Source organism: Metapseudomonas boanensis (genome assembly GCF_018704125.1).
GTDB classification, from domain to species: Bacteria; Pseudomonadota; Gammaproteobacteria; order Pseudomonadales; family Pseudomonadaceae; genus Metapseudomonas; species Metapseudomonas boanensis.
On the sequence record NZ_JAGTIS010000003.1, the window covers coordinates 103,423 to 129,223 of the forward strand.

27 protein-coding genes are annotated in these 25,801 nt (G+C 63.1%); 10 read left to right on the forward strand and 17 right to left on the reverse strand.

The annotated features are described in order from the left end of the window. Positions 1–49 precede the first annotated feature (49 nt). Together J7302_RS07975 and J7302_RS07980 are read right to left on the reverse strand one after the other, a co-directional pair. A complete protein-coding gene (locus J7302_RS07975) occupies positions 50–985 on the reverse strand; it encodes a SphA family protein (RefSeq protein ID WP_215372728.1) in 936 nt (311 codons plus the stop codon). Between the two features lie 208 nt (positions 986–1,193). Continuing rightward, entirely contained in the window at positions 1,194–2,084 is an 891-nt protein-coding gene (locus J7302_RS07980; RefSeq protein ID WP_215372729.1) for a helix-turn-helix domain-containing protein, read from the reverse strand. A 202-nt stretch (positions 2,085–2,286) separates the two neighbouring features. On the opposite strand from J7302_RS07980, the gene pobA reads away from it, so the two are divergent. After that, positions 2,287–3,474: a 4-hydroxybenzoate 3-monooxygenase gene (pobA, locus tag J7302_RS07985; protein ID WP_215372730.1), complete on the forward strand. Its 1,188-nt coding sequence runs from the start codon at positions 2,287–2,289 to the stop codon at positions 3,472–3,474. 62 nt (positions 3,475–3,536) lie between these two features. Further along, positions 3,537–3,743, forward strand: a complete 207-nt coding sequence (gene tatA / locus J7302_RS07990; RefSeq protein ID WP_215372731.1) for a twin-arginine translocase TatA/TatE family subunit — start codon at positions 3,537–3,539, stop codon at positions 3,741–3,743. Between the two features lie 200 nt (positions 3,744–3,943). Here the strand turns inward: tatA and J7302_RS07995 are convergent, their stop codons facing one another. Together J7302_RS07995 and J7302_RS08000 are read right to left on the reverse strand one after the other, a co-directional pair. Further along, on the reverse strand, positions 3,944–4,537 hold the full coding sequence (locus J7302_RS07995; protein WP_215372732.1) for a Dabb family protein: 594 nt from the start codon (positions 4,535–4,537) through the stop codon (positions 3,944–3,946). Further along, positions 4,527–4,868, reverse strand: a complete 342-nt coding sequence (locus J7302_RS08000) for a hypothetical protein (RefSeq protein ID WP_215372733.1) — start codon at positions 4,866–4,868, stop codon at positions 4,527–4,529. Before J7302_RS08000 ends, J7302_RS07995 begins: the two co-directional genes overlap by 11 nt. A gap of 177 nt (positions 4,869–5,045) precedes the next feature. On the opposite strand from J7302_RS08000, the gene J7302_RS08005 reads away from it, so the two are divergent. Together J7302_RS08005 and J7302_RS08010 are read left to right on the forward strand one after the other, a co-directional pair. Continuing rightward, positions 5,046–6,044, forward strand: a complete 999-nt coding sequence (locus J7302_RS08005; protein WP_215372734.1) for an AraC family transcriptional regulator — start codon at positions 5,046–5,048, stop codon at positions 6,042–6,044. Positions 6,045–6,136: 92 nt separating this feature from the next. Further along, positions 6,137–7,012 (forward strand): SDR family NAD(P)-dependent oxidoreductase, encoded by an 876-nt coding sequence (locus J7302_RS08010; RefSeq protein ID WP_215372735.1) that lies wholly within the window; start codon positions 6,137–6,139, stop codon positions 7,010–7,012. 355 nt (positions 7,013–7,367) lie between these two features. On the opposite strand, the gene J7302_RS26930 is transcribed toward J7302_RS08010, so the two are convergent. The 3 genes from J7302_RS26930 to J7302_RS08020 form a co-directional block, all read right to left on the reverse strand. Next, entirely contained in the window at positions 7,368–7,574 is a 207-nt protein-coding gene (locus J7302_RS26930; RefSeq protein WP_349814431.1) for a hypothetical protein, read from the reverse strand. 195 nt (positions 7,575–7,769) lie between these two features. After that, on the reverse strand, positions 7,770–8,507 hold the full coding sequence (locus J7302_RS08015) for a trypsin-like serine peptidase (protein ID WP_349814432.1): 738 nt from the start codon (positions 8,505–8,507) through the stop codon (positions 7,770–7,772). Between the two features lie 99 nt (positions 8,508–8,606). Further along, a complete protein-coding gene (locus J7302_RS08020; RefSeq protein WP_215372736.1) occupies positions 8,607–8,816 on the reverse strand; it encodes a cold-shock protein in 210 nt (69 codons plus the stop codon). A gap of 388 nt (positions 8,817–9,204) precedes the next feature. Between J7302_RS08020 and J7302_RS08025 the strand changes: the two genes are divergently transcribed. Together J7302_RS08025 and J7302_RS08030 are read left to right on the forward strand one after the other, a co-directional pair. After that, on the forward strand, positions 9,205–9,612 hold the full coding sequence (locus tag J7302_RS08025) for a hypothetical protein (RefSeq protein ID WP_215372737.1): 408 nt from the start codon (positions 9,205–9,207) through the stop codon (positions 9,610–9,612). 662 nt (positions 9,613–10,274) lie between these two features. Beyond that, the gene (locus tag J7302_RS08030) at positions 10,275–10,853 is read left to right on the forward strand and encodes a LasR-specific antiactivator QslA (RefSeq protein WP_251701959.1); all 579 of its coding nucleotides are present in this window, start codon (positions 10,275–10,277) and stop codon (positions 10,851–10,853) included. 51 nt (positions 10,854–10,904) lie between these two features. Here J7302_RS08030 and J7302_RS08035 read toward each other — a convergent pair whose 3' ends face one another. The 6 genes from J7302_RS08035 to lysA all read right to left on the reverse strand — a co-directional run bounded on the left by J7302_RS08035 (position 10,905) and on the right by lysA (position 17,631). Continuing rightward, positions 10,905–12,656 carry a SulP family inorganic anion transporter gene (locus J7302_RS08035; protein WP_215372739.1) on the reverse strand — a complete coding sequence of 584 codons (1,752 nt, stop codon included), beginning with the start codon at positions 12,654–12,656 and terminating at the stop codon, positions 10,905–10,907. A gap of 42 nt (positions 12,657–12,698) precedes the next feature. Next, entirely contained in the window at positions 12,699–13,562 is an 864-nt protein-coding gene (locus J7302_RS08040; RefSeq protein ID WP_215372740.1) for an MBL fold metallo-hydrolase, read from the reverse strand. 441 nt (positions 13,563–14,003) lie between these two features. Further along, a complete protein-coding gene (locus J7302_RS08045) occupies positions 14,004–14,426 on the reverse strand; it encodes a hypothetical protein (RefSeq protein ID WP_215373001.1) in 423 nt (140 codons plus the stop codon). Positions 14,427–14,585: 159 nt separating this feature from the next. After that, entirely contained in the window at positions 14,586–14,990 is a 405-nt protein-coding gene (locus J7302_RS08050) for a VOC family protein (protein ID WP_215372741.1), read from the reverse strand. 82 nt (positions 14,991–15,072) lie between these two features. Further along, positions 15,073–16,179 carry a cell division protein ZapE gene (gene zapE / locus J7302_RS08055; protein WP_215372742.1) on the reverse strand — a complete coding sequence of 369 codons (1,107 nt, stop codon included), beginning with the start codon at positions 16,177–16,179 and terminating at the stop codon, positions 15,073–15,075. Positions 16,180–16,392: 213 nt separating this feature from the next. Next, entirely contained in the window at positions 16,393–17,631 is a 1,239-nt protein-coding gene (gene lysA / locus J7302_RS08060; RefSeq protein WP_215372743.1) for a diaminopimelate decarboxylase, read from the reverse strand. A gap of 117 nt (positions 17,632–17,748) precedes the next feature. On the opposite strand from lysA, the gene J7302_RS08065 reads away from it, so the two are divergent. The 4 genes from J7302_RS08065 (at position 17,749) to J7302_RS08080 (ending at position 22,770) form a co-directional block, all read left to right on the forward strand. Next, positions 17,749–18,675 carry a LysR family transcriptional regulator gene (locus J7302_RS08065; protein ID WP_215372744.1) on the forward strand — a complete coding sequence of 309 codons (927 nt, stop codon included), beginning with the start codon at positions 17,749–17,751 and terminating at the stop codon, positions 18,673–18,675. A gap of 89 nt (positions 18,676–18,764) precedes the next feature. Further along, a complete protein-coding gene (gene pdxR, locus J7302_RS08070) occupies positions 18,765–20,261 on the forward strand; it encodes a MocR-like pyridoxine biosynthesis transcription factor PdxR (RefSeq protein WP_215372745.1) in 1,497 nt (498 codons plus the stop codon). Positions 20,262–20,378: 117 nt separating this feature from the next. Beyond that, positions 20,379–21,452 carry a sugar phosphate isomerase/epimerase family protein gene (locus J7302_RS08075; RefSeq protein ID WP_215372746.1) on the forward strand — a complete coding sequence of 358 codons (1,074 nt, stop codon included), beginning with the start codon at positions 20,379–20,381 and terminating at the stop codon, positions 21,450–21,452. Between the two features lie 52 nt (positions 21,453–21,504). Further along, positions 21,505–22,770: an MFS transporter gene (locus J7302_RS08080; RefSeq protein WP_215372747.1), complete on the forward strand. Its 1,266-nt coding sequence runs from the start codon at positions 21,505–21,507 to the stop codon at positions 22,768–22,770. Positions 22,771–22,957: 187 nt separating this feature from the next. On the opposite strand, the gene pbpG is transcribed toward J7302_RS08080, so the two are convergent. From pbpG to J7302_RS08100, 4 genes are all read right to left on the reverse strand, one after another. Then, entirely contained in the window at positions 22,958–23,905 is a 948-nt protein-coding gene (gene pbpG, locus J7302_RS08085; protein WP_215372748.1) for a D-alanyl-D-alanine endopeptidase, read from the reverse strand. Positions 23,906–24,167: 262 nt separating this feature from the next. Then, positions 24,168–24,557 carry a DUF488 domain-containing protein gene (locus tag J7302_RS08090; protein WP_215372749.1) on the reverse strand — a complete coding sequence of 130 codons (390 nt, stop codon included), beginning with the start codon at positions 24,555–24,557 and terminating at the stop codon, positions 24,168–24,170. Between the two features lie 14 nt (positions 24,558–24,571). Next, positions 24,572–25,012 carry an acyl-CoA thioesterase gene (locus J7302_RS08095; protein ID WP_215372750.1) on the reverse strand — a complete coding sequence of 147 codons (441 nt, stop codon included), beginning with the start codon at positions 25,010–25,012 and terminating at the stop codon, positions 24,572–24,574. Between the two features lie 175 nt (positions 25,013–25,187). Beyond that, positions 25,188–25,667, reverse strand: a complete 480-nt coding sequence (locus J7302_RS08100; RefSeq protein WP_215372751.1) for a nuclear transport factor 2 family protein — start codon at positions 25,665–25,667, stop codon at positions 25,188–25,190. Positions 25,668–25,801: the final 134 nt, after the last annotated feature.

Sequence of the window (25,801 nt, forward strand, 5' to 3'; positions counted from 1 at the left end):
CCCCGCGGCCTGACAGTCGCGGGGCTTCTTGCTGGGATACCGGTTCGCCCTAGAGTGGCATGGTGAACTTCAGCCAGTAGGTCTGTCCTTCGGCTCGGTTGCGCACGCCGCTTTCATCCTGCCACTTGGCGCTGAGGAACCAACCGTTCTTGCTGGTGTACTGGACGGCCGGGCCGATGGAGAAGGTGCGGCCACGGTTGCCATCGGTGGCATCGACCAGGGCGGCGGCGGCGCAGTTCGAGGCACTGCACTTGTCGTCACTGATCTGCTTGTAGGCATGCCCACCGACGCCGACCACCCATCCGTTGCCCAGGCCCCAACCCAGGGTGTAGTCGGCGTGCAGTTCGCGGCCGGACTGGTAGTTGGTGTCCTTGTTCTCGAAGTTGTAGTCGTGCATCAGGCGTACGTCGGCATTGAAGCCGTTGGGGTCCATGTAGGTCATGGCGTACACGGCCTGCACGGTGTAGTAGTTGTTGCCGAGGTTGATCAGGTCGTCCTTGTCGTATTCGCTGCCGGTCGGCAGCACGAAATCGACGCCGACAGCAGTATGGAACTTGTCGCTGTGGTGGAAGCCGACCACCGGACCCAGGTGGGCGTCGCCGATGCCACGTTTATGGTCGTGCGGACCGTTCTTGATGTTCAGGCGTATGTCATTGAGCGGCAGCAGAGCATGGAAACCGAGGTTGCCACCGAGGACCTGCTGCTCCGTGACCCAGATGAAGCGCGGAACAACAGTGGTGACGCGCAGGTCGATGTCGGCCGCCTTGTCGCCGGAGTTGTCGCGCACGTTGTCGGCGAGGTAGTTGCCGACGAACACCTGACCGTAGGTCCCGGGGGGAGGCAGGATACCCATGCCGTATATTTCGATCCCCATTGGCCAGGACGACACGCCACCTTCGGTGGCCTGAGCCAGGGAGACGCCTCCAGCCAAGAGCAAACCAGTGGTGACAGCAAGGGCAGTGGAGTGGGGGGATTTCTTGTGCATGAAAAGGCCAACCTTGTTGTTATTGGGGAGCAACTTCTGGGCGTTGCGCAAAGGCTGTCCTAAACAAATGTTGTGCCAGTTGTGAATTCTTTGATAACCACAGATTTTTCAATGAGTTACGCGATAACCCATGCCGCCTCCCGCTGATCCTAAGTCGGGATGACAGGAACCTGTTAAGAAAAATCCGCAGGCTGGAAAAAACTCGACACTACTCGACGTCGACATCGTGTCCGACGGAGTGCCTGAAAGCATTGGGTGACTGACCGCTGAGCCGACGGAAGAAGCGCGAAAAATAGGTTGGATCGCTAAAGCCCAAACTGTCGGACAGCTGGCTGATCGTCATTCTCGTGTAAATCAGGTTGCGCTTGGCTTCCAGCAGAAGGCGCTGATGAACGATCTGCAGGGCCGTCTGTCCGGCCAGTTGGCGGCAAAGAGTATTGAGGTACACGCTTGACATGCCGAGGCGGTGGGCAAAGGTTTCCACCGTCAGGTGCTCGCGATAGTGCTGCTCCACCAGTTTGATGAAGCGCCCCAGCAGTTGGCGGTTGCGTTCGTCACGATTGTCTGGCGGCACGTTCTGCTGGTTACGCCGACTGATCCACACGATCAGTAAGTTGACCAGGGAGTGCAGCAGCACGTCGCGAGCAGGCGCGCTGCCTTCGTATTCCTGGTGCAGTAGGGTGAAGAGCATGTTTATGTAGCGGCGGTCGCGTCCCACCGGGTAGCTGCCGGATGAGGCCAGAACCGTCAAAGGGGCGCCCAGTTGCTCCTCCAGCTGTGCCACCAGCGGCGCAGCGATGGTTAGCACATAGCCCTCGATGTCTTCCGAGAACTGGAACCCATGCACGCACAGCGGCGGCGTGACCTGGATCGCTGCTTCCAGAACCTCGGTGCGCCTGCCTTCAACCTCTACGACCGCCTGCCCGCGCTGGACATAGAGCAACTGGAACAGATCGGCGTGCCGATGAGGCTTGATTTCCCAGTGGTGAAGACTACTGCGCTTGGGAATCGACTCGCAGTGCAGCAGGTCTGGTGTTGGCCAGTCCAGGTTCTCGCCATAAAGCTTGAACACGGGAATGCCGGTAAGGATGGTTTTCATACTGGGTACGAGGGTGCAGTGGGTGGGTGAAGGCGTCTGGTACCGGTCGATAATCGGACGCAGTTTTCAAAAGTGCAATTCATGACGGAAATATCACCTTCTATTGGAGGCTCTGTCAGAAAAAAATGCAGGGAAACCCTAACCCTACCTAATCCAGTCACTGCCTGATCACCGACTGGATTGCACATGTGAGAGAACAAGAATGAACACTCAGGTTGCCATTATCGGTGCTGGTCCTTCCGGTCTTCTGCTCGGCCAACTGCTGCACAAGGCCGGTATCGACACCATCATCCTGGAGCGTCAGACCCCTGACTACGTGCTCGGCCGTATCCGCGCCGGCGTGCTGGAGCAGGGCACTGTCGACATGCTCCGCGAAGCCGGCGTTGCCGAACGCATGGATGCTGAAGGGCTGGTACACGAGGGTGTCGAGCTGGTGTTCGACGGCAAGCGTGTTCCGATCAATCTGAAGGAACTGACTGGCGGCAAGACCGTCATGGTTTACGGCCAGACCGAAGTCACCCGTGACCTGATGGACGCTCGCACCGCCAGCGGCGCCCCGATCGTCTATTCCGCCGAGAACGTTCAGTTGCATCAGCTGAAGGGTGAGAAGCCTTACGTCACCTACGAGAAGGATGGCCAGACCCATCGTATCGACTGCGATTACATCGCCGGTTGCGACGGTTTCCATGGCGTTGCGCGCAAGAGTATTCCGGCAGGTGTGCTGACCGAGTACGAGCGCGTCTACCCATTCGGCTGGCTGGGTCTGCTGTCCGACACCCCGCCGGTCCACGAAGAGCTGATCTACGCTCACCATGAGCGCGGATTTGTGCTGTGTAGCCAGCGCTCGCTGAGCCGCAGCCGCTACTACCTGCAAGTGCCGCTGACCGACAAGGTCGAAGAGTGGTCCGACGAGCGCTTCTGGACCGAGTTGAAAGCACGCTTGCCGCAAGACGTGGCGAACAAGCTGGTCACCGGCCCGTCGCTGGAGAAGAGCATCGCACCGCTGCGCAGCTTCGTAGTGGAGCCGATGCAGTACGGCAACCTGTTCCTTGTGGGTGACGCCGCCCACATCGTGCCGCCTACCGGCGCCAAGGGACTGAACCTGGCCGCTTCGGACGTGTGCTACCTGTATCGCATCCTGGTCAAGGTCTACAAGGAAGGCCGCACCGACCTGCTGGAGAAATACTCCGAACTGGCCCTGCGCCGCATTTGGAAGGGCGAGCGTTTCAGCTGGTTCATGACCAACCTCCTGCATGACTTCGACGGTCATAAAGACGCCTGGGACCTGAAGATGCAGCAAGCCGACCGTGAGTACTACCTGAACTCCCATGCCGGACTGGTCAACATCGCCGAGAACTACGTTGGCCTGCCCTACGAAAACGTCGAGTGAACCACGCGATGCCTCGCGGCAATGCTGCGGGGCACGTGCTACCTGATAGAGGAGGACAGTCCATGGGGTTGTTCGATTGGAAACACTGGCTGGTTTTGCTCGTGGTCGTGCTGGTGCTGTTTGGCGGCAAACGGCTGAAAAGCCTGGGCGCTGACCTGGCCGAGTCGATCAAGGGCTTTCGTCGCTCGATGGCATCCGAACTCGATGCCTCGGCAAACACCGAGTCGCCGTCGCGCCTGGGTGTCGGCAGCGACCCGGCCAGGCGGTAGAGCCCTTTGGTGAAGGAGCCCGCAGCCGTTTACTGGCTGATAACGTGTCGCCCCTTGGGCTGCGTTTTTGCTTTCAGCTTTACGCCGCGACCGAACGCTTAGTACGGTCGCGGCGACACTGGCGCAATCGCGCCCGGAGTACGGGCTAAACCCGGCCACGGGATTGGCAGTGACGGGGCGCAGGATAGGCAGACTGGCGATCAAGCAGGCGCCAGCACGCTGGCTGGTAGTGGGCAGAACGCATGGCAGATGGCCTCGACCGTCCACTCGGGGAAGGCTGGGTCGAACCAGCGGTCCACCCAGCCCCAGTGGAACGGATGCAGCAGGTACTCACCGTGCAGGTCGCCCTCCTCAGCGAACTCCTGCTGCCAGACGTGGCTCCAGTGGCTCGTCGAGGTGACCCGGCCGAGTTGCCAGTTTCGGATGCCACGCATGTAGCCGGGCATGGCCAGCAAGTCGCGCTCCAGGGCCTCCACCTGGTGCGCCGGAGCTTCAGGACGCACGCGCAACAGCAGTGTCCGCAGCACGCCTGCGACCAGGCCGGGCGCACGTTCGCCGCCGCCTATACGTATATGGCTGAGCCGATCTACTCGCGCCACCCCGGGCAGTTCTTCAAGGCTGGCCCCGCCGAGTGCACGCAGGTCAACGCTGAAGTCCCCTGCCCCCCAGCAACCGGGCAGGTTGCGGCCAGCAAAGGCAAGAGGTGCCGCCTGACACCAGCGGTCCAGGGCACGCTCGAAGGTGGGAACGTCGGCATCGGCAGCAAGATAAATCTGGGCGACTTCAGACGACATGATTCAGCTCCCCGGATACCGGCAGCCGGCAGTCTGCGCTGGCGAGGATGTGGCGCCGGCGATGGCGGCAGAGGCGGTCCAGCTTCGGCCAGACGACCGACGACGCTCCGGGATTTGCCCGCATACGGTAGTACGACGGCACGTCTGGCAACTGCCACAGCAGCCAAAGCGTGGTGGGTACATCTGGCACCACCACGGGTGGCGAGACCCAGCGGTTGAGTAGTACCGGCAACGGTTCTGGAAGGCCCGGCAGGTATTCGTCATCGATCAACGCCAGCACGCGCGGTACCTCGCTCGCGTCCAGGGTGATTTCATCCAGCAGGTGAATCATCGGTCGGCCCCTTGCCAAGATTGCGTGCAGTTCGCAGGTCGGCGTCTTACCATCCGGCAGCGGACGGGACGCCTGCGACCCGACTGGACGCCAGTGCCATCCTGCACGGTGGTGTCCGGTGGAACCACTACCCGGCCGATCAGCCAGCGCCATCACAACGCTCAGAGCCCGACTCGTATGCCGCGACCCCGCACACCGCAGTCCCCTACCCCGAGCCTGGGAACACGGCTGCTGGATGAGCTGCGCCGCAGCGGCGCCGATGGCGCGACGATGGCCGATGCAGCAGGGCACCTGTCGTCCGGCGCCTTCGCCACGTTGTACCGCTCGGCCATCGAGCGGCTGGAAGCCCAGGTCGCGCAGGGCGACAGCCATGCGCCGATGCGCAAACGGGAGGTCGACCTGCTCTGCCGTTGCCTGCTGAGTTGCCGGACCCTGGACGATGCCATCCTTTGCGCAGCCGACTTCTGCGCGATGCTGCACCCGCGCGCCGGGGCGCTGAGCCTGTCGACGGAAGATGGCGTAGCGCTGTTTCGCATGGATTCGATGCGCCGCCGTCACAGCCCGGCGGCCTGCCTGGTGGATGTCACCGGGCTGCTGTTCTACCTGCGTCTGTTCGCCTGGCTGATCGGCGAACCATTCCGGCCAACGCGAACCTTCCTCGGCCACCCTAACCGCGAAGACGCCATTCCCTTTCTCAGCCTGTTCGAAGGCCCCGTAGACGTCGGGCAACCGACCTATGGCTTCGCCTTCGATGCCGCACTGCTGGCGCGACCGGTACGGCGGCGCCCTGCTGAGTTGGAGGCCTTCCTGGTCGACTTTCCGTTCCGCCTGGCTTCCAGCGAGCCGGCCTCGGCCGTATCGCTGACGCAGCAGGTTCGCAGCTTCATCGACGCCGCCCTCGCCCGCCAGGTGCCCCTGCCGACCCAACGGGAGCTCAGCATCGCGCTGTCCATCAGCGAGGCCACATTGCGGCGGCGCTTGCACGCCGAAGGCAGCGGCTACCGGGCCCTGCGCGAACATTGCTTGCTGGAGGCTGCGCAGCATTACCTGCGCAGCACCGACTGGTCCATCGAGCGCGTGGCCGGCCACCTGGGCTTCAGCAATGCCGCCGCAATGCGCAGGGCCATGGTGCGGTTGACGGGTTATCCACCGAGCCATTACCGGCACGCTCACTGAGCGATCCGGTAGCGCTCGCTGAGTGACCGGGCGACGGTTGCGGGCAGCACGTGCACACACAATCGGCTCATCCAAACCCGAGGAGATGAGCCATGCCCCATACCCGTACGCCCAAGCTGAGCGGCAAAATCGCGCTGGTCACCGGCGCCAGCCGCGGCATCGGCCGCGCCATTGCCCAGCGCCTGGCGGCTGAAGGCGCCACTGTCGTCGCTGTGGCGCGAAGCCTGGAACATTCAGCCAGCATGAGCGGGACGCTGGCCGAGACGGTGGCCCTGATCGAGCAGGCCGGTGGCCGGGCAATCCCCCTGGCGCTGGACCTGACCAATGCGGCCGACCGAGATGCACTGCCAGCCCTTGCCGCGCAGCTGGCTGGTGGGCTGGACATTCTGGTGAACAATGCCGGAGTGGCGGATTACAGCCGTGTCGAAGAAATGCCGCTGGAGGTTTATGAGCGCACCCTGGACCATTACCTGCGCATTCCCTTCGCGCTGAGCAAGGCAGCGATTCCGCTGATGCGCCAGCGTGGCGCTGGCTGGATCGTCAACCTCGGCTCCGTTACTGCACTGCCGCCCCTGAAACCGTACGACGACTTCGCGCGCGTTGGCGGGACCAGTATCTATGCCGCCGCGAAAGCGGCACTGGCGCGCTTCACCCAGGGGCTGGCGGCGGAGCTGGAGGCCGACAACATCGCCGTGAACCTGGTGGCCCCAAGCACTGCAATCCTCACCCCGGGCGCCGCGCGTTACATCCCGGAGAGCTACCCGACCGAGCGGGTGGAGTACCTGGCCGAAACAGCACTGGCCCTGTGTCACCTGCCGGCCCGGGAACGCACCGGGCTGATCACCCACAGCTTGCACTTTCCCCTCTCCGCCGGATTGACCGTCCATTCGCTGGACGGCCGCGAAATACTGCCGGCCCCTGCCCTGCCCGACTATGCACATCCCGGCATCGAGGCGGTTCTGGCCTGAAGTGTTGGAGCTGTGGCCCGTGAAGCGGAGAGCCGCCTGGACCAACAAGCAGGAAGGAGGGCCGCGTCGGGTGTCCGGGCCTAGGCAGATTGGTCGCCGGTGGCTTGTCTGCGGCATGGAAGTGCTTGACCAGCGCGCTTGCTTCGGACCTGCCTGCTCTCATTGGCAGAAGAAGCGGTAGCGAGGCATGCTGGCCTGCGCATTTACGCGCTACCGCTGGAGCTACCCAAAAGAAGGTGATGCAAATCTGGCATGAGCGCACCGACGCCGACCGCCTGCGGGGCTGGCTGCGTCGGTAGATCCAGCGAGTGGCCGGGGACCGTCAAGCGCATTGGTCCAGTCGCTGAAGGATGGGTTAGCTGGGCGTTTCCTGCGGGGTCGCTTGAGGATCGGTGGACGCCTCCGGAAGTGCACTGCGCTGATGCCCCCTCGCCCAGGGGGTCTTGGACTTTTCGCCCGTTGCGCCATGCGGGACGCTTTGGATTTCCCCTCCGTTGGAAAGGAAAGACGCTACTTGTTCTTCCAAGGCCGCCCTGGCCCGGTCAATCACGGGATTCGTCATGATGGTTTCCTTTAGCGAGCGGGCAGAATTTCGGTACAGCGTCCTAATGAATCAATTGGACAAATGGTCCCACACATTCTGCCTCCTGACCGAGTATGCGCTTATCCTGGCGACAGGATGCTCTTTTAAGTGGGTGGGCGTTTTGCCGGGTGCCTCCTGCCGCTGCCCGCCGGTCTCACAGGTCAGATCGCTGGTTTATCCCTGACTCAGCAACATCAGGATGTCGGCGTACCACACCGCGTTGAGCCCCAAGGCCTCGTCCTGCAGCGCATCACGTGAGCCTTCATCCAGGCGGGCTGAATGCACCCCAAGCAATATCCAGGGAAAGTCCGCCTCGAACGGCGCTGTCGCGCGCATGACGACAGGGGCACCGCTACTTCCCCGGTGAGTGCGGGCATCGACCAGAAAGTACCCCTTGCCATGGAAGCGCAGCCCAAAGGCTGACGCGACAATGCCGTGCCGTACCACCGGTGTGCGGTGCAGCGCGTCGTGAAAACCGAGCGGATAACCGATTACCAGCAACGAGGTGCCCACCTCGACCTGGTCGCCCGGCTTGAGCAGTTGGCGTTCATTGAAAGACCGGTAGAGCGCGGAGGCCGGCAAAAGGCTTCGATCCAGCTCGAGCGTTGCCACATCGACCTGGCCGGAACTGTCAGTGGCCTGATGCCAGAGGCCACGCCCCTCGCAGTAAAGCGGGACCCACACTTGGGCCACCTCCGCCAGGTTTTCCGCACTGGTGTGCAGTTCCACGGTCAGGTGGCTGGGGAAATGGCCACTCGGTTCATCGAACAGGACGTGTCCGCTGGTCACCAGAAACAGTCGCTCGCCTCGGGTGAACAGGAATCCAGTGGCATTGGTCAGGCCTCGTTCACCATTGAACGTGCGGATCAGCACGGTGCTCAGCAGCAGCGGGTCTATTGCGGGTTTAGCCACGCTCTCGCTCCTTGCGCCCCGCTCGTTGCCCCACCGGGTGCAGGACACAGGGCAAGCACGGGGTCAGGAAACCCCGCGCAGATGAAACTCGGTTGATGCTCAGGCGAGTTGGACCTGATCAGCCTGCAAACCCTTTTCACCCTTGGTGACCACGAAGGTCACGGCCTGGCCTTCAGCCAGCGTCTTGTAGCCCGAGCCTTCGATGGCGCGGAAATGCACGAACAAATCGGGGCCCTCCGTTGGCGTAATGAAGCCGTAGCCCTTCTCTTCGTTGAACCATTTGACGGTGCCGCTTTGACGATTGGACATTTTGAATCTCCGGGGTGGTTGGACGACCGGCGGCGACCGGACGCGGCCTGCCGGGCTGAATGCAAAGAATTAGAGGAAAACCGAGGAGATGAGGAAAGCGGACATCAGATCAGCATCGCGGTGACAATTTGCAGAACAGCGAATTGACTATAGAGCTTTCATCAAGCGCTGCCCGGCTAATTGCCGGGAAACTGCCGAAAGGTGCCTTGGCTCCTCGGCGTTTCTGCTTCCGTGACCCGCAAGACGACAAACCAGCAGCGTGGGGCGCCCCCGCGCCGGCGCCTGACAATTACGCGCCCGCTTGATGTAGCGCAAAGCTGATTGTTCCGGACGGTCTAGGCTTTTGAATCAGTACCATTGATCTGCATCTGCCCGAAGGAGTGAGACGATGAACACTCAGTTGAAACTGCTGGTCGCTGCGGCCTTGGCCAGCGCTACGCTGGTTGGCTTTGCGGCAGAAGAGCCCAAGACAACCGCACCGGCCGAAACGACCGCATCGACCCCGGCTGTGACAGAGCAGGCGATAGCCGAGCAGATGAAGAAGATGCAAGCCGCCCACGACAAGGTCGCCGCAGCCAAAACGCCGGAGGAACGCCGCGCCGCCATGCAGGAGAGCATGATCGTCATGCGCGAAAGCATGGGCATGATGTCTGCCCAGGGCGGCGTCAACTGCCCGGGGATGGGAATGGGTATGAGCAAGGGGATGGGGATGGGCGGCGGCCACATGGGCATGGGTCAGATGATGATGAAAATGATGGACCAGCAGTCGCATATGATGGGCATGCCTATGAAGTAGTAGGGACTCACCTGCGCAGAACGTGAATCTCCGCCTGCCCCCGTACGTTGGGGAGAGGATAGCCGTGCCCGAGGCACACAGCGCCCCAGCGGCGGCGCCTCATACGTGGACTGAAATCAGGGCCGCTGGATAGGTCCTACACTCTTGATCGGTCACTTCCTACGCCCCACTTCTGATCTCCAAATTCCTCGATGTGTCGAGAAATTTCATACAACCATTTAGTCTTGAGTGCTTACAGACGCCCTCGCTAGAGTGCCCGTCCGTCGTGGCTCAGGCCACGACACGGGTGTCGCAACCCGGGACTCATGCAGGGCGCGGTAACGCCATGATCTCCAGGCCGAAGTAGCCATCGACCTGATGTTCTCGTTCGTCCATGGCGGGCCGTGCAGGGAAGGCTCAGGCCTTGCCGGGTTGTTCCTCGCGTGACCGGTTTGCGACCCCTGCATTGGCCCGCCACCCTATCGTGTCGCAACGGTATCTGGCGGCTCCTCAATCACGCGAGGAAGCATGGATATGCACGTCTCACCTTCTACATACACGCCCCACCACTGTTCGCCCTGCTCCACCTGTTGGCGTTGCGCCCGACGTGCAGTCACTGGCTGCACATCACCTGGCCAAATCCTGTACATATCGTGCGAAGCCAAAGTCCGGAGGCAGCCGTGATGACAACACCCCCGGTCTTTCCCAAGCCTGACGATTTTCCCGATGACATTCTGGTGGTGGACGCTGACTCCCCTGCGGAGGAAATCCGCGCGCTCGGTACCTATAGGTTGGTCCAGGTCACTCAGCTCATCCAACGTATGCGGACGCTCTGTGCCAAAGGGCGGCAGGAAGCTCAGGAATTCGGCATGGCGTTCGATGGCGTAGAAGCCCTGCTGATGGATGCCCATCTGAAATTTGAACAAGCTGCGTCGAAGCCCATGCCGTTCCCAATCCAGGATGACAGCGCGGGCCTGAAGGTGGAGAAGCTGACCGTTATCCCGGCCACCGCCCATTGCCGCGAACTGCCGCTGAACCTCTGGCAGGCTCGCCACGTCGACGACCTCCAGCGAGGCATGAGCGCTGCCGAGACATGCCTGAAGCAGGCAAAGTCCTCGCCCTGGGCAAGCTTCATGTATCTGCGCGACCGAGTTCCGGCGGGCCGACCGCGCAATGCATTCGAAGCAGGCTTCCTGATCCGGATGTACCAACGCATGCAGCGGTTGGAAGGGCTTCTTCGGAGCACCGGAAAAGATCGCTGAGGGCGATGCCCGGCAGGTCTGATGAACTCAGACCTGCCGGGCTTGATGGCGTCACTGGCGGGCCTGCAACGCCCCCTGCAAGGTCCTTGTGGCAATCGCCGGGTCCAGGGTGCGCAAGGCGTCGAACTGGCTGACAAACACTTGCCCACCAAAGCGCTCCAGGAAATCGGAGCGCCTTAGCTGGTCCATCACCGGGCCCTTCACCTCAGACAGATGCAGCTGCACCCCCGCGGCATCCAGCCGTTCGACGATGGCGTACAGCGAGTCCAGCGCGCTGGCGTCGATCAGGTTGACGCCAGAACACATCAGCACCAGGTGACGCACCTGCGGCCGCGTGGCGACCAGCTCCCCGACACGCTCCTCGAGATAGCGGGCATTGGGGAAATAAAGGCTTTCATCGACCCGCAGCGAGAGCACGCTCGGGCTCTCCACCACTTCGAAGCGGGCGACGTTGCGGAAATGCTCGCTCCCCGGCAACTGACCGACAACGGCCATGTGCGGACGGCTGGTACGCCAGAGGAAAAGCAGCAACGAAATCCCGACGCCGAGCAGGATGCCTGCCTCCACGCCGATCAGCAGCACGCCCGCCATCGTAGCCGCCTGGGCCGCGCCATCCTGGCGAGAATAGCGCCAGGTATGGCGCAGCGACTTGAAATCGACCAGGCTCAACACCGCAACGATGATGGTCGCCGCCAGCACAGCCTGTGGCAGGTTGTGCAGCAGCGGGGTGAACAGCAGCACGCTGAGCGCGATACCGGCGGCAGTAAATACGCCTGCCATGGGAGTTTGCGCACCGGCATCGAAGTTGACCACCGAGCGGGCGAAGCCGCCAGTGACCGGGAACCCGCCACTGAAGGCTGCAGCGAGATTCCCCGCACCCAGGCCCATCAATTCGTTGTCCGGATCGATGCGCTGGCGACGCTTTGCCGCCAGTGTCTGCGCAACGGATACGGACTCGACAAACCCCACCAGGCTGATCAATAACGCCGCCGGCAGCAGCTGCAGGGCCAGATCGAGGTCCAACGTAGGCAATGCGAGCCCCAGTAGCCCCCGGGGAACAGTGCCCACCACCTTGACCCCGCCTTCCTCCAGACCGAATACCGTGACCGTGGCAATCGACGCGATGATCGCCAGCACCGGCCCGGCCTTGGCCAGGTTGCCGGCAAGACATGCGCTGACGCCACGGTGCTCGAGCAATGGTCTTAGCCGACTCCGGGCCCACCACAACCAGAGCAGGCTGCAGGTCCCAATCGCCAGCGTGGTCAGATGGACTCCCGGCAGGTTGTGCACCAGCGCCGGCAGCAATTCCAGCAGGGTATCGCCGGAGGCGGAGATGCCAAGGATGTGCTTGAGCTGCCCCACGGCGATCAGGATGCCGGAGGCACTGATGAAGCCGGAGATCACCGGATGGCTGAGAAAGTTGGCGATAAAGCCCAGCCGCAGCAGAGCCATCCCCGCCAGGATCAACCCGGACAGCGCCGCCAACAGCATGGCCGCACCGATGTACCCGGGACTACCTGCCGGGAACAGTGAATCGAGCGCGGCAGCAGTCATCAACGACACCACTGCCACCGGCCCCACCGCCAAAGTCCGGCTGGAGCCGAATAGCGCGTAGGCGATCAATGGCAAAATGCTGGCATACAGGCCGGTCACCGGCGGGAGCCCTGCCAGCATGGCGTAGGCCAGGCTCTGTGGTACCAGCATCAGGGTAACGATCAACGCCGCCAGTCCGTCCTGCGCAGCGATTGCACGGTCGTAACGACGGCCCCAGTCCAGGCTGGGGAACCAGCGGCGCAGCTTCATTGGGTCGATCTCGCAACAATGGCGATCGGCAAGGCCAGCACTTCAGAGCACATCGAGCGGGATCTTCAGGTAACGGACGCCGTTATCCTCGGCAGGCGGTAACTGTCCCGCCCGCATGTTCACCTGAACCGAAGGCAGGATCAGCGCCGGCATGTCGAGGGTGGCATCACGGGCGTTTCTCATCGCCACGAAGGCGTCCTCGCTGACGCCCTGGTGCGCATGGACATTGTGCTCACGCTGCTCGGCCACCGTGGTTTCGAAGCGATAGTCATCGCGCCCTGGGGCCTTGTAGTCATGGCACATGAACAGGCGTGTATCGTCCGGCAACTCGAACAACCGATGGATAGAGTGGAACATCGCCCGCGCATCGCCGCCGGGGAAATCGCAGCGGGCCGTGCCATAGTCCGGCATGAATAGCGTGTCACCGACGAAGGCTGCATCACCGATGACGTAGGTCATGCACGCCGGGGTGTGGCCGGGCGTATGGATGGCACGTGATTCGACGGTGCCAACCTGGAAGCGGTCGCCATCCTTGAACAGCCGATCGAACTGCCGACCGTCGGTGGCGAACTCGGTGCCGGCGTTGAACAGCTTGCCGAAGGTGTCCTGGACCACCGTGATCAGCTCGCCGATGGCCAGCTGGCCTCCTAGTTCGCGCTGGAGATAGGGCGCAGCGGAAAGGTGGTCGGCGTGGACGTGGGTTTCCAGCAGCCAGTCGACGGTCAGGCGCTGCTCACGCACATAGGCGACCAGGCGATTCGCACTCTCGAACGAGGTCCGCCCCGCAGCCGGGTCGTAATCGAGCACCGAATCGATGATGGCACAGCGTTGGGTCGCTGGGTCGCTGACGACATAGCTGTAGGTGCTGGTGGCAGGATCGAAGAAAGCTTCGACGCGCGGTTGCATGGTAGAACTCCTCTTGAGCGATACCCCTAGGGGTATATGCGGAGAAGATCGTACTAAATTTTTTGATCTATGCTTAGCACGTTTTTACATATTACTGAGCCCGCTGTGACTGCTCTTGGATTGAGCAAACTAAGCTCTTGATAATTAAAGCATCGGCGAGGAATACCGCCCGACAGAACGCCAGGAGCGGGCACCAGAGACCAGGGAGAGGCGGCACAGCCGTCTCGGACCTTCCGCCATCCGGGGCGAAGGACTGGACGACGCCGTACCACGTATGCCAAGCGGCAAAGAAGCTGCCCCCAGAAGTCGCTGGCGAACAGCGTGCTCAGCTCAACCGGCCGTACGTCAGCGTCTGGGACTCTAGCCCGGTAGCATGGGTTGAGCGCAGCGATACCTATCAATCGCGACGATGAGCATCGCTGCACTCAACCTGCGAACGCGTCAATCGAAGGCTTCGTCATCACGAATGAGGACACAGGCGCGGCCGTTGTCGTCCTCATGGCAGTCGTACAGGTAGTACATCTCGACGGTCCCGCTCGCGGTCATCACCGCCACGTAGTCGCCGGGTTCGGGCAGGAAGAACGCCTTGGACGCGGGTTGGGCCTCGCACTCGATCAGCGCGCTGAAGAACAACGCCGGGTCGCTGTCGTCGAAGTAGTCGTCGCGTTGCTGCTCGCTCCAGTCCGCCGGGGCCTGGAAAGGGCCGGTGAACAGCACTCGGGCATCGCCCAGGTCTTCTTCCTCGGCGTCCGGATCATTGTCGTCTGGACGGTAGAAAGTGCAGTCCAGGGCATCGGCATGGCCGAGGACGGCTTGCCGGGCAGCAAGGCGCTTATCCGGGTCGAGCCCTGCGGCCTGGCAGATCTGGACCCAGTTTTCGTCTTGGCGTGGGGGCACGGGGTGTTCCTTGTGGGGAGGCAGGGTGCCTAGTGTCCGGCAGGCGCGCCCAGGGCGCAATCGGTCGCTGGTTCCGGCGAGTCGCCTGCGGATGGCAAAAGAAGAATGCCAGGCGGGTCGCCCCGGTCAATCATGCTCGCCGCCGCACCACATGCCTTCCAGTTTGAGGCCATCGGGGTCGAGGAAGTACACGGCGTAGTAGTCCTCGTAGTACTCCCCGGCGGGGTCGACGATGGTCACGCCGTTCTGCTCGAGGAATATCTGCAGGGCATCTACGTCCTTGCGGCTGCGTAGGAAGAATGCGTAGTGATGGAAGCCGACGTCGCCGATGCGGTATTTGTGCTTTCTGCCCTTGGCATCGGCAGCGAAGATCCAGAAGCGGGTCTTTGCAGTCTTCCAGCCGATGGCGTTCTCGTACTCGTTGGAAATCTCCAGGCCGAGGAACTCGAACAGCCGGCCGTAGAACTCTTTGGAGCGCTGGAAATCGCTGACGGAGATCACGAGGTGGTCGGTGTCCAGAACCCTGCTCATGGGGGGACTCCTGCTGCGTGGGTGTTCAGCAGGTATAGACCCTGGCTGGGGTGATTGTGCTACTGCGGTGCCCCGCTCGGCATCAGAACCGCTGCATCTGCATCTCCTGCAGGCGGCTCAAGGTGCGGCGGAAGGGAAAGCCCAGGTAGCCCTCGGTATAAAGCTCATCCAGCGGCACAGCTGCTTCCAGGTAGAGCGGTACGCGGCGGTCGTAGCACTCATCCACCAGGGCGATGAAACGGCGCACGCTGTCGTCGTGGACCGACAGCCCAGGCAATTGCCGGTCACCGGCTACCACGCGCTCCACGCCATCCTCGGTGCCGCGGGCGATGCGCGCCTCGCGCTGCTGGCCGCTAAGGTTGGGCACCTCGCTCAGCAGCAGTGCCGGGAAGCGGTCGCACAGGGCGATGAAATCGAGAGCGGCAAGCGGCTGCTCGCAGAGATCAGCAAAGCGGAGCCAGGCCGCTGCCTCGCAGCGACGCACGACTGGAACAGGACGACGACCGAGCTCGATGGGCTCGGTGGAAACGCCCTGCCCGGCCGCCAGGCGTTCGAACGCCTCATGCAACGCGCTGGGCTGGTCAGGTTGCGCCACCCAGTAACGCGGATGGGCAACCCCCGGGTGCTGGCGATGGTCCTGCCCCCCGTCCACGTCCACCACCTGCATGTGCCGCTCGATGGCGGCGATGGCCGGGAGGAAGCGCTCACGGTTGAAGCCATCGGCATAGAGCTGCTGCGGTGGCTGGTTGGAGGTAGCAACCAGCACCACGCCTTCCTCGAACATCAGTTGCAGGAGGCGACCAAGGAGCATGGCGTCGCCGATATCGCTGACGAAAAGCTCGTCGAAGCACAGCACCCGCACCTGCTCGCCCAACTCGCGGGCCAGAGCGTGTAGCGGGTCGGGCGTACCGGTGAGCTGGAACAGCCGCTGGTGCACCCAGCGCATGAAGTGATGGAAATGTTGACGCCGAGACGGCACCCGCAGGCTCTGGTGGAAGCGGTCCATCAACCAGGTCTTGCCGCGCCCTACCGGGCCCCAGAGATAAACGCCGGTCACTGGCCCGGAACAGTGAAGAGCCTCATGGCAGGCATGCAGCCATTGAACGGCATTGTGCTGGGCGGTGTCCGACTGGAAGCCGCCTTGCTCGAGGGCTTGCTGATAGGCAGCGAGGGGGGAGTCGTAATTCATGGCGCGGCATTGTGCGGGTTGGGTCAGAGGAAGCAAGGGGGCCGGTTACTGTGGGAGCGAGGGAGCGCCTAACTCTTGCTCGCGAATGGGACCTTTTCGCGAGCAAGCTCGCTCCTACAAGACCGTCGATTGCTCGCAACCGCTAACGCAGACATAGCCCATTCATTCGCTCCCACAAGGTGGAAATCCAGCGGCTGGATTTCCACCCGGGGCTTAGAACTGCTCCAGCGCCAGCAGGTCGGCCAGGGGCTGGCGGCGGCGGATCAGTCGGGCTTCGTCGCCATCGACCAACACTTCCGGCAGCAGCGGACGGCTGTTGTAGTTGGACGACATGGATGCGCCATAGGCCCCGGTGTCGTGGATCAGCAGTAGGTCACCGACCTGGGCCGCCGGCAGTGCGCGCGGGGCCACCAGGCCGCCGTCGTGCTGGGTGAAGACGTCGCCGGATTCGCACAGCGGGCCAGCCACGACGGTTGGGCGCTGCGGGGCGGTGACCGGGTTGCCGGCATCGTCCAGCAGGGTCATGTCGTGGAAGCTGCCGTACATGGACGGACGCATCAGGTCGTTGAAGCCGGCATCCACCATGATGAAGTGGTTGTTGCCGACATCCTTGGTCGCACGCACCTCACTCAGCAGGCAGCCGGACTCGGCCACCAGGAAGCGTCCGGGCTCGATCTCCAGGCGCACCGGGTGGCGCAGCAGCCCTTCGATTTCGCGGCGGGCCTGGTTCCACAGGTCGGCATAGCGCTTGATATCGACCGAGGCATCCCCCTCGCGATAAGGGATCGACAGGCCACCGCCCGCGGAGATCGCCTCCAGGTCGCAGCCAAGATCACGCACCGCGCCGACCATGGCGCCGCACACCTGTTCCAGGTGGCTGTAGTCCACCCCGGAGCCGATGTGCATGTGCAGGCCCACCAGAACCAGGCCGTAGTCGCGGATCACCGCCAGGGCAGCGTCCAGCTGGCTGTGCCAGATACCGTGCTTGCTGTTCTCGCCGCCGGTGTTGGTCTTCTGGCTGTGGCCATGGCCGAAGCCGGGGTTGATGCGCAGCCATACGCGATGGCCGGGGCTTTGCTGGCCGAGCTGGGTGAGCATGTCGATGGAGCCGACGTTGACTTCGATGCCCAGCTCAACAGCGCGCTTGAGGGTCGCGCGGTCAAGCAGGTCGCAAGTCAGCACCACACCGGCCGGCTCGCCCTTGGGCGAATAGCCCGCAAGCAGTGCACGCTCGATCTCGCCGAGGGACACTGCATCCACCTGCACGCCCTCTTCACGCATCAGACGCAGGATGCTCAGGTTGGAGCAGGCCTTCTGGGCGAAGCGGATCACGTCGAAACCTTGCAGCTGGGCGATGCGCTCGCGAATCACCTGGGCGTCGTAGCACCACAGCGGGGTGCCGTGTTCACGGGCGAGGCTGGCAAGGGTCGAAGCGGGGATATTCGGGCGCATGGAGGACTCCTGATTCAGATGCCGCCATGATGGCAAGCCGACTTGATTCAGAAAAATACCAATTTATTCATACTCGATTCATTATTGATATGGCATAGACCCACTCTGGAGATAGCCGTGGAGCTTTCCATTCGCCATATTGAGGTGTTTCGCGCAGTGATGACCGCTGGCAGCGTCACCGGTGCCGCGCGCCTGCTGCTCACCTCGCAGCCCACGGTCAGCCGTGAACTGGGGCGTTTCGAGCACCTGCTGGGGTTTCGCCTGTTCGACCGCGAGGGTGGTCGCCTCACGCCTACCGCCCAGGGCCTGCAATTGTTCGATGAGGTGCAACGCTCCTACGCCGGGCTGGAACGCATCGTCGGCGCGGCCCAGGCGATTCGCCAGTACGAGCAGGGGCAGCTGTCCATCACCGGTTTGCCGGTGTTCGCCCAGACCTTGCTGCCGGGCTTCTGCCAGGCGCTACTGGCCCGTCATTCCGGCGTCCGGCTGAGCATCAGCGCCCAGGAGTCGCCCCTGCTGGAAGAATCCCTGAGTGGCCAGCGCCATGACCTTGGCTTGTCGGAGACCGACCTGCTGCCACGTGGCACCCGTGGCAGCACACTGCTGGCCGCCGATATGGTCTGCGTACTGCCCGAGGGGCACAGGCTGCTGGGCAAGACGGAACTGGCATTGGAGGACTTCCATGGCGAGCCGTTCATCAGCCTCTCCGGGCTGGACATCTACCGGCAGAGCCTGGATGCACACTTCCTCACCGCCGGCATCGAGCGCCGCCTGGTCGTGGAAACCAGCACCGCCGCTTCCGTCTGCGCCATGGTGCGCCAGGGCCTGGGCCTGGCCATCGTCAACCCGTTGAGCGCGCTGGATGAGGCCGGTCGGGGCCTGCAGATGCGCCGGCTGCGCACCTCGATTCCATTCCGCGTGCAGTTGATCCGCCCGGAGCACCGGCCCTCCTCCGCGCTGGTGGATACCGCAGAGCAAGTGCTTCATGAGCAGGCGCAGGGCATCCTCCAGACGCTGGAAACACGGCTCGGCCGGACCGGCTGAAGCACGCCACCTTCCGAGGCCCGGTTGGCGCACAATAGGCGGCCGGGCCGACGCCCAGACAGAGTTCGACATATTGAGGCAGGTACAGAATGAAATCCCCCGGTGGCATCCTGCTGACAGGTATCGAGCTGGACCGCGCCAGCGCTGTTCCCCTCTACCGTCAACTCTACCTGCAAGTGCGCAAGCAGATCCTCGCTGGGCGCTTGCCGGGCGGCACGCGTCTACCCTCCACCCGCACCCTGTGCAAGGACCTGGAGCTGTCGCGCATCACCATCCTCAACGCCTTCGACCAGTTGACCGCCGAAGGCTTCCTGGCGCCACGCACCGGCGCCGGCACCTATGTCGGCGATGAATGGGAGCGCCGTGACGCTGCCGCCGACGCCCCGCGCAAGCCGCCGCGCCTATCGAGCCTGAGCCAGTCCGTGCACTCGCTGCGCAGCGAGCATTTCAGCGGCGTGTCCTACGCCACTTGGGCGCCCGAGTGCCCGACTTCCTTCCTGCCCAGCCACCCGGCCTACGATGCCTTTCCGCTGCCCGTCTGGAAGCGCCTGATGAACCGTCACCTGCGCCAGCCGACCAAGGCGCTGCTTGGCTACGGCGAGCTGAAGGGATTGCAGCGCCTGCGCGAGGCGATCGTCGAATACGTGTTCGACGCCCGCGGCATCGAGTGCAGCGTGGATCAGGTAGTGATCGCCTCCGGCGCCCAGCAGGCCTTCAACCTGCTCGGCATGCTGCTGCTCGACCCGCAGGACGGCGTGTGGATGGAAGACCCCGGCCACATCGCCGCGCGCATCGCCTTCCAGGCCCAGGGCTGCCGCCTGGTACCGCTGCGCATCGACGACCAGGGCCTGGACGTGCAGCAGGGCCTGCGTGAATGCCCTGACGCTCGCCTGGCCTTCACCACACCCTCGCGCCAGCATCCGCTGGGCATCACCATGAGCTACGCCCGCCGGCAGGAGCTGATCGAGTGGGCCGGCCGTGGTCACGGCTGGATAGTCGAAGACGACTGCGACAGCGAATTCCGCTACGTCGGCCGGCCGCTGCCGGCACTGTTCGCCATGGACCAGTGGCAGAAGGTCATCTACGTCGGCACCTTCAGCAAGGTGCTCTACCCGTCCCTGCGGCTGGGCTATGTGATCCTCCCTGAGGCGCTGGTCGAACCTTTCTGCGCCATCCGCGCGGTGATGGATCGCAGCCCCTCCACCCTGCACCAGGCGACCACCGCCGACTTCATGATCGAAGGCCACTTCCTCGGCCACATCCGCCGCATGCGCGCGCTCTACCAGGCCCGCCAGGCTCGCCTGCTGGAACAACTGCAGCGCCGCCTGGACGGCTTCATGAAGGTCAACCCGGTGGAGGCCGGCCTGCACCTGATCGGCTGGCTGGATGACAACCTGGACGACGACGCACTCGCCCAGGGCCTGGCCCGACAGGAGATCTACACCTATGGCCTCGGCGACTACTGCCTCAAGCGCTACCTGCCACCAGGGCTGTTGATCGGTTTTGCCGGCACCCCCGAGAACCAGGCCGGCGAGAAGGTCGAGGCTCTGGCACGGGCCCTGGAAAAGCTCGGGCACCGCCTTTAGCCAACGGCGCCCAAAGTGGTCATAACAACTAAAAAATAATGGCTATATCGATAGCGCCATTCCGGAGAGATAAAGGCAGCGCCGGCCAATCCGGCACCTTTTTCAGGAATGACAAGAATGAACGCTATCCAAGCCCGCTTTGCGACCCTGCTGAGCCATAACGCCAGCAGCGAAGCCCCGCCACCGCTGCTGACGCCCCCCCTGGCCAGTCGACTCCTCGAACGCCTCGACGGCCTGCGCCTGTTCGCCCATGGCTACCCGCTGCTGACCAACCTCACCCAGGGTCGGGTCAAGCCTGAAGACATGCTGGACTTCGCCTACCGCCACGAATTGCAGGGCCTGAGCCTGCACCTCCTGGACGGCGAAGAGAACAGCCTGTCGCAGATGGCGCCGACCCAGCTCCAGGCCTTCGCAGACAAGGCCAGCACCCTGGGCCTGGACGTCCACCTGGAGATCAGCAGCACCCGCCGTGAGGACGTCGACCAGGTCGTCGCCATCGCCCGGGCCATCGGCACTCGCAACATCCGCGTCTACTCGCGCTACGAAGGCCACCTGTCGCGGGTCATGGCGCTGATCGAGGCCGACCTCCAGTACCTCAGCCAGTTGGCTGACCAGCACGACCTGTACTTCGACTTCGAACAGCACGAGGAACTCAAGAGTTTCGAGATCGCCCAATTGCTGCGCCAGATCGGCAACCCGCGGCTTAACGCGCTGTTTGACTTCGGCAACATGATCAATGCCTGCGAGCAGCCGCTGCCGGCCCTGCAAGCCCTGGCCCCATACATCCGCCAGGTGCACCTCAAGGGCGTGCGCATCGTTCCCGAGCAGAACGGTTTCGGTCACTACGGCGTGTTGCACGGCAGCCTTGAAGACGACCTGCCCGGCGCGCGGATGCTCTTCGAGCTGCTGATGCTCGGCGAGCAGGCGCCGCAGGTGATCGCCTTCATTCTGGAGCAGGAAAACCACTACATCGCCCCGTCGTTTCGCCAGTCGGACGAAGCCGAAGATCCCTTCATCCCCTACCGGGAGATGAGCGAAACCGGGCTGCCGCCAGGCTACACCGCCGACCGCATGATGGCCGACGAACACCGCTGGGCGAACAACCAGATCCGTCATGTGCGCGGGCTGCTCACCGAGCTGCGCGTGCTGGCCGAACTCATCCTGGCCGAAGCCGGCCAAACCCGCGCCTGACCCGCTCTTGGCGGCAGGCGGCATCTCAACCTGGAAACTGTGGAGAACAACAATGACAGCACAGGCTAAGGCCAAGTGGCTCCGCTTCCTGGTCCTCGTCCTTGGCGGCGGGACCATCTACAAGCTGGCTAACCTCAAAGACGCCTTCTACGTGCCCATGCAGGAATACATGGGCCTGACGCATACCGAGATCGGTACCCTGCTCAGCGCCAACGCCATCATCGCCACCGCACTGTTCGTGGTCGGCGGCTTCCTGGCGGACCGCTTCGACACCCGCAAGTTGATTCCACTGGGCCTGATCGGCACCGGCGCCCTTGGCCTGTATCTGGCTACCTTTCCCGGCTACAGCCAGCTGCTGATCGTCTTCAGCCTGTTCGCCATCTGCGCCGATTGCATCTACTGGCCTGCGCTGCTCAAGGCCATTCGCAACCTGGGCGACGATAACGAGCAAGGGCGGATGTTTGGCTTCCTCGAAGGCGGCCGTGGCGTAGTCGATACCCTGGTGGCCTTCTCCGCCTTGGGTGTGTTCGTCGCCATGGGCTCCGGCGAGGCCGGCCTGAAGTCGGCCATCCTGTTCTACTCGGCGATCGACATCGGCGCCGGCCTGCTCACCCTGTTCCTGCTCAAGGAAACCAAGAAAGGCGCAGCCAGCACTGAAACGATCGGCCTCGCCGGCCTGCTGGAAGCCGTGCGCGTGCCGGGCATCTGGCTGGTGAGCCTCAACGTGTTCATGGTCTACATCGTCTACTGCGGCCTGACCTACTTCATCCCGTACCTGAAGGACATGTACCACTTGCCGGTAGCCCTGGTGGGTGCCTACGGGATCATCAACCAGTACTTCCTCAAGGTTCTGGGCGGCCCGGCCGGCGGTTTCATGGCGGACAAGGCCCTCAAGAGCCCGAGCCGCTACCTGAAGTGGGCGTTCCTGGCGCTGCTGCCGCTGATGGCGGTGATCCTGACGATTCCCAAAGGCGAGAGCTTCATCTTCGCCGGCATGGCCGCCACCCTGTCGTTCGCGCTGATCATCTTCACCATGCGTGGCGTGTTCTGGGCGCCCATGAGCGAAGTGGGGATTCCCTCGCGCATCACCGGCTCGGCCTTCGGCATCGGCTGCCTGATCGGCTATGCCCCGGGCATGTTCGCCTACGTGATCTACGGCGCCATCCTCGACCACTTCCCGGGCGAGCAGGGCTACACCTATGTGTTCAGCCTGATGAGCGTGCTGGCGGTGATCGGCTTCATGGTTTCCAGCTTGCTGCACCGGGCGGTGCAGAAGCGTGCAGACAGCCTGCCGGGCGAGGCCGTACCGCAAGCATGATGCGGATCATCGGTCCAAGTGCGTGAAATGAAGAAGCCAGCCGTAACGGCTGGCTTCTTTCCTTTGTGGTTTCCCTGTGGGGGCGAATTCATTCGCCAAGCAGACCGTAGGTCTGCCCTCCAGAGTCCAAGCAGCGTCAGACATCCCTCATCCCCGCCCAAGGGGAAAGGGCGTCAAAGGCTCGCCATTACTGCTTGACGTTGGCCTGGACGGTCCGCAGGTCCTGGCCCTGGTCCTTCTGCTTGCGATAGGACACGGCCGATGCAGGCGCCGCGCCACTCTTGCCGGTTTCCATCCAACGGCGCATGCGGGTCGCATCAGCCATATGGGTATACCTGCCGTAGGCATCCAGCAACACCAGCGCCATCTGCCGCTGGTCCATACGGGTGAGCATCACCAGGCAATGGCCAGCCGCATTCGTGAAGCCGGTCTTGGTCATCTGGATGCTCCAGTCCGGCTTGCGCACCAGACCGTTGGTATTGCGAAAACCGAGGGTGTAGCGCGGCTTGACGAAGGTGACCGTCTTGCTCTCGGTGGTACTGAGCTGGGTCATCAGCGGGTAATTACGGGTTTCCTTCAGCAGAACCACCAGGTCGTTGGCCGTCGATACGTTCAGCGGCGACAGGCCAGTGGGCTCGACATAACGGGTGTTCTTCATGCCCAGCGCCCGGGCCTTTGCGTTCATGGCAGCGATGAACGCCGAGTAGCCACCCGGGTAGTTGTGGGCAAGGGTGGAGGTAGCGCGGTTCTCGGACGACATCAGGGCGATATGCAGAAGTTCGCGACGGCTGAGCTGGCTGCCCAGGCGTACTCGCGAGTAGATGCCGCGCATTTCCCTGTTGTCGCGGATGGTCACGGTCAGCACCTCGTCCAGAGGCTGTTTCGCCGACAGGACCACCACGGCGACCATCAATTTGGTCACCGAAGCAATGGGCATCACCCGGTTTGCATTGCGCGCATAGACCACCTGGCCGCTGCTGAGGTCTACCAAGGCGGCACTGCGTGAGGACAGCTGCAGTTTCGCCGGGTCACGGACCGGCTGGGTTGGCTCTGCGGCCTGGCCCGGGACACCTGCCAACAGGAACAGGCACGAACCCAGCGTGAACAATCTGGCGATCGAACTTCGAATTTTCACGATTCACCCAAAGAAAAAGGGAAAAAAAGGACACCGCCGAATGAGACAAGTATAGGAACGAAGGTACAGAAAACCCTGCGCCTTCGGTCGGCGGGGCGCGATTTTGCGCTAATGGCTGTAGGACTTCCAGACGCGAACGACATGAAAGTTCAAGCGAAGGCCAGACGGAGCGGCCTTCGCGCATCAACCAGGACTTTTTCCGTGCGGGAGGGGACGAGCAGGGTCGCCGACGAAACCCCGCAGAGACCAGACGAGCGGTGGCTCAATCGCGCATCACGGCGCCGCGTTCGGCCAGCAATTCGCGCAGGAGGGAGCGGTGGCAGCGCTTCTCGTCTTCACAGTAACAACCCACGGCGAAGTGAGTGCCATGGGACAGTGCCGCCAGCAAATCGAGTACTCGAGATGTATCAGCAGCGGACATTTCAGCGCGGTAGTGCCTGGCAAAGCGCGCCCAGTCCTCTTCACTGGTGGCGGACTTGCCCTCGGCCATCAGTTCGGCGCTGGGCGCCAGTTGGGGCAGCCAGGTGTCGTAGTAATCGCGGCTGGCGAATTCGGCCTTGGGGACGCCACGCGGGGGTCTGCGTACCGTGCCGATGCGCAAGCCCTCATCAGCGCCTCGTGGCGACCCGAGCTGAACGATACTGATGCTCATGTCGGCCCTCTCCCTCATCGGCTGCTACTGGGCAGCTCGCGAAAATCGTCGGTCCGGTCCAGAGCCTGGAGCGCCTCCAGCAGCTTGGCGGTGGGCTTGACCAGTTTGCGCTGCTCCAGGTCGAACCAGCCAACCGTGGATGTCACCCGCGCAGCCAGGATGCCTTGGCGGAAAAACTCGTTGCGCAGCAGCATCCGACTGCCATCCGGCGAGAGGCCGGCGGCACTCATGGTGATATCCAGGTCGTCTAGCAGGTGGCACTCGCGGAAGTACTCGAGTTCGTCCTTCATCACCACCGGGCCGAGGCGCAGACGGCGGAATTCGGACATGGGGAATCCGCAATCGGCGAAATACATCATGCGGACGTCGGCTGATTTGTCCAGGTAGGCGGTATTGCGCATATGGGAGTTGAAGTCCATGTCACCCCAGCCGGCGGTAAGGGTCTTCTGGTACATGAGCGGTCTCCGGAACAGTGCAGGAAAGTGAGGCATTCACTGTAGGACCGCTATGCCCACTGAGACACTGACGCAACTGCCAACCTTGCTAGCGATCGCGCCATGTCCCTTGCCCATTGGCCGCCAGCAAGCCTGCGCAGGCCGCGACGTGCCGGGTGGATCAGCAGGCCTGAACTCAGCCTGGCACGCCGAACCAGCTGGAGATCAGCTTGAACTGCTGCGGAATCGGCGCGGTCACCGTCTCGAACACGCGCCGATAGCCGGTCGCGATAATCTGCCAGGCGCCGTCACGCTTGACGTATTCGTCCTGGTAGAGGGCCGTGCCATGCACCATCCAGCTGTTTTCGACATCGATCACGTGATCCTCCAGGTACCAGGTGCCGCGGGCCCGGTCGGGCGCGACCAGTTCGATCTCCGGATGGTGGCCGTGGTGCTTGGACAACAGCGTGGGCCGGTCCATCAGCTCGCGCAGGCCGGCGACGAAGCCCTCGCGGCCGGAGAAGCTGTATTTGCCGCTGTCCAGCGCGGTGGTCACGTCCTCGGCCAGGCAGGTGGCGAACAGCGCCCAGTCGTGGCAATCCAGTGCGCGGAAGTAGCGGTACTTCAGTTGCCGGATCTGCTCGATCTCGAGGTAGGTATCAACTGCGTCGGCCATCAGTGGTGCTCCGGTTGGGGGATGCCGCAGATTAGGAGGCTGCCACCGTCGACTCATCGTCCAAGGGGACTAATGACCCAGCGTCCAGCCCGGCATTAGTCCAATCGGCCGATGCCGCGCGGCGCCACCGATGC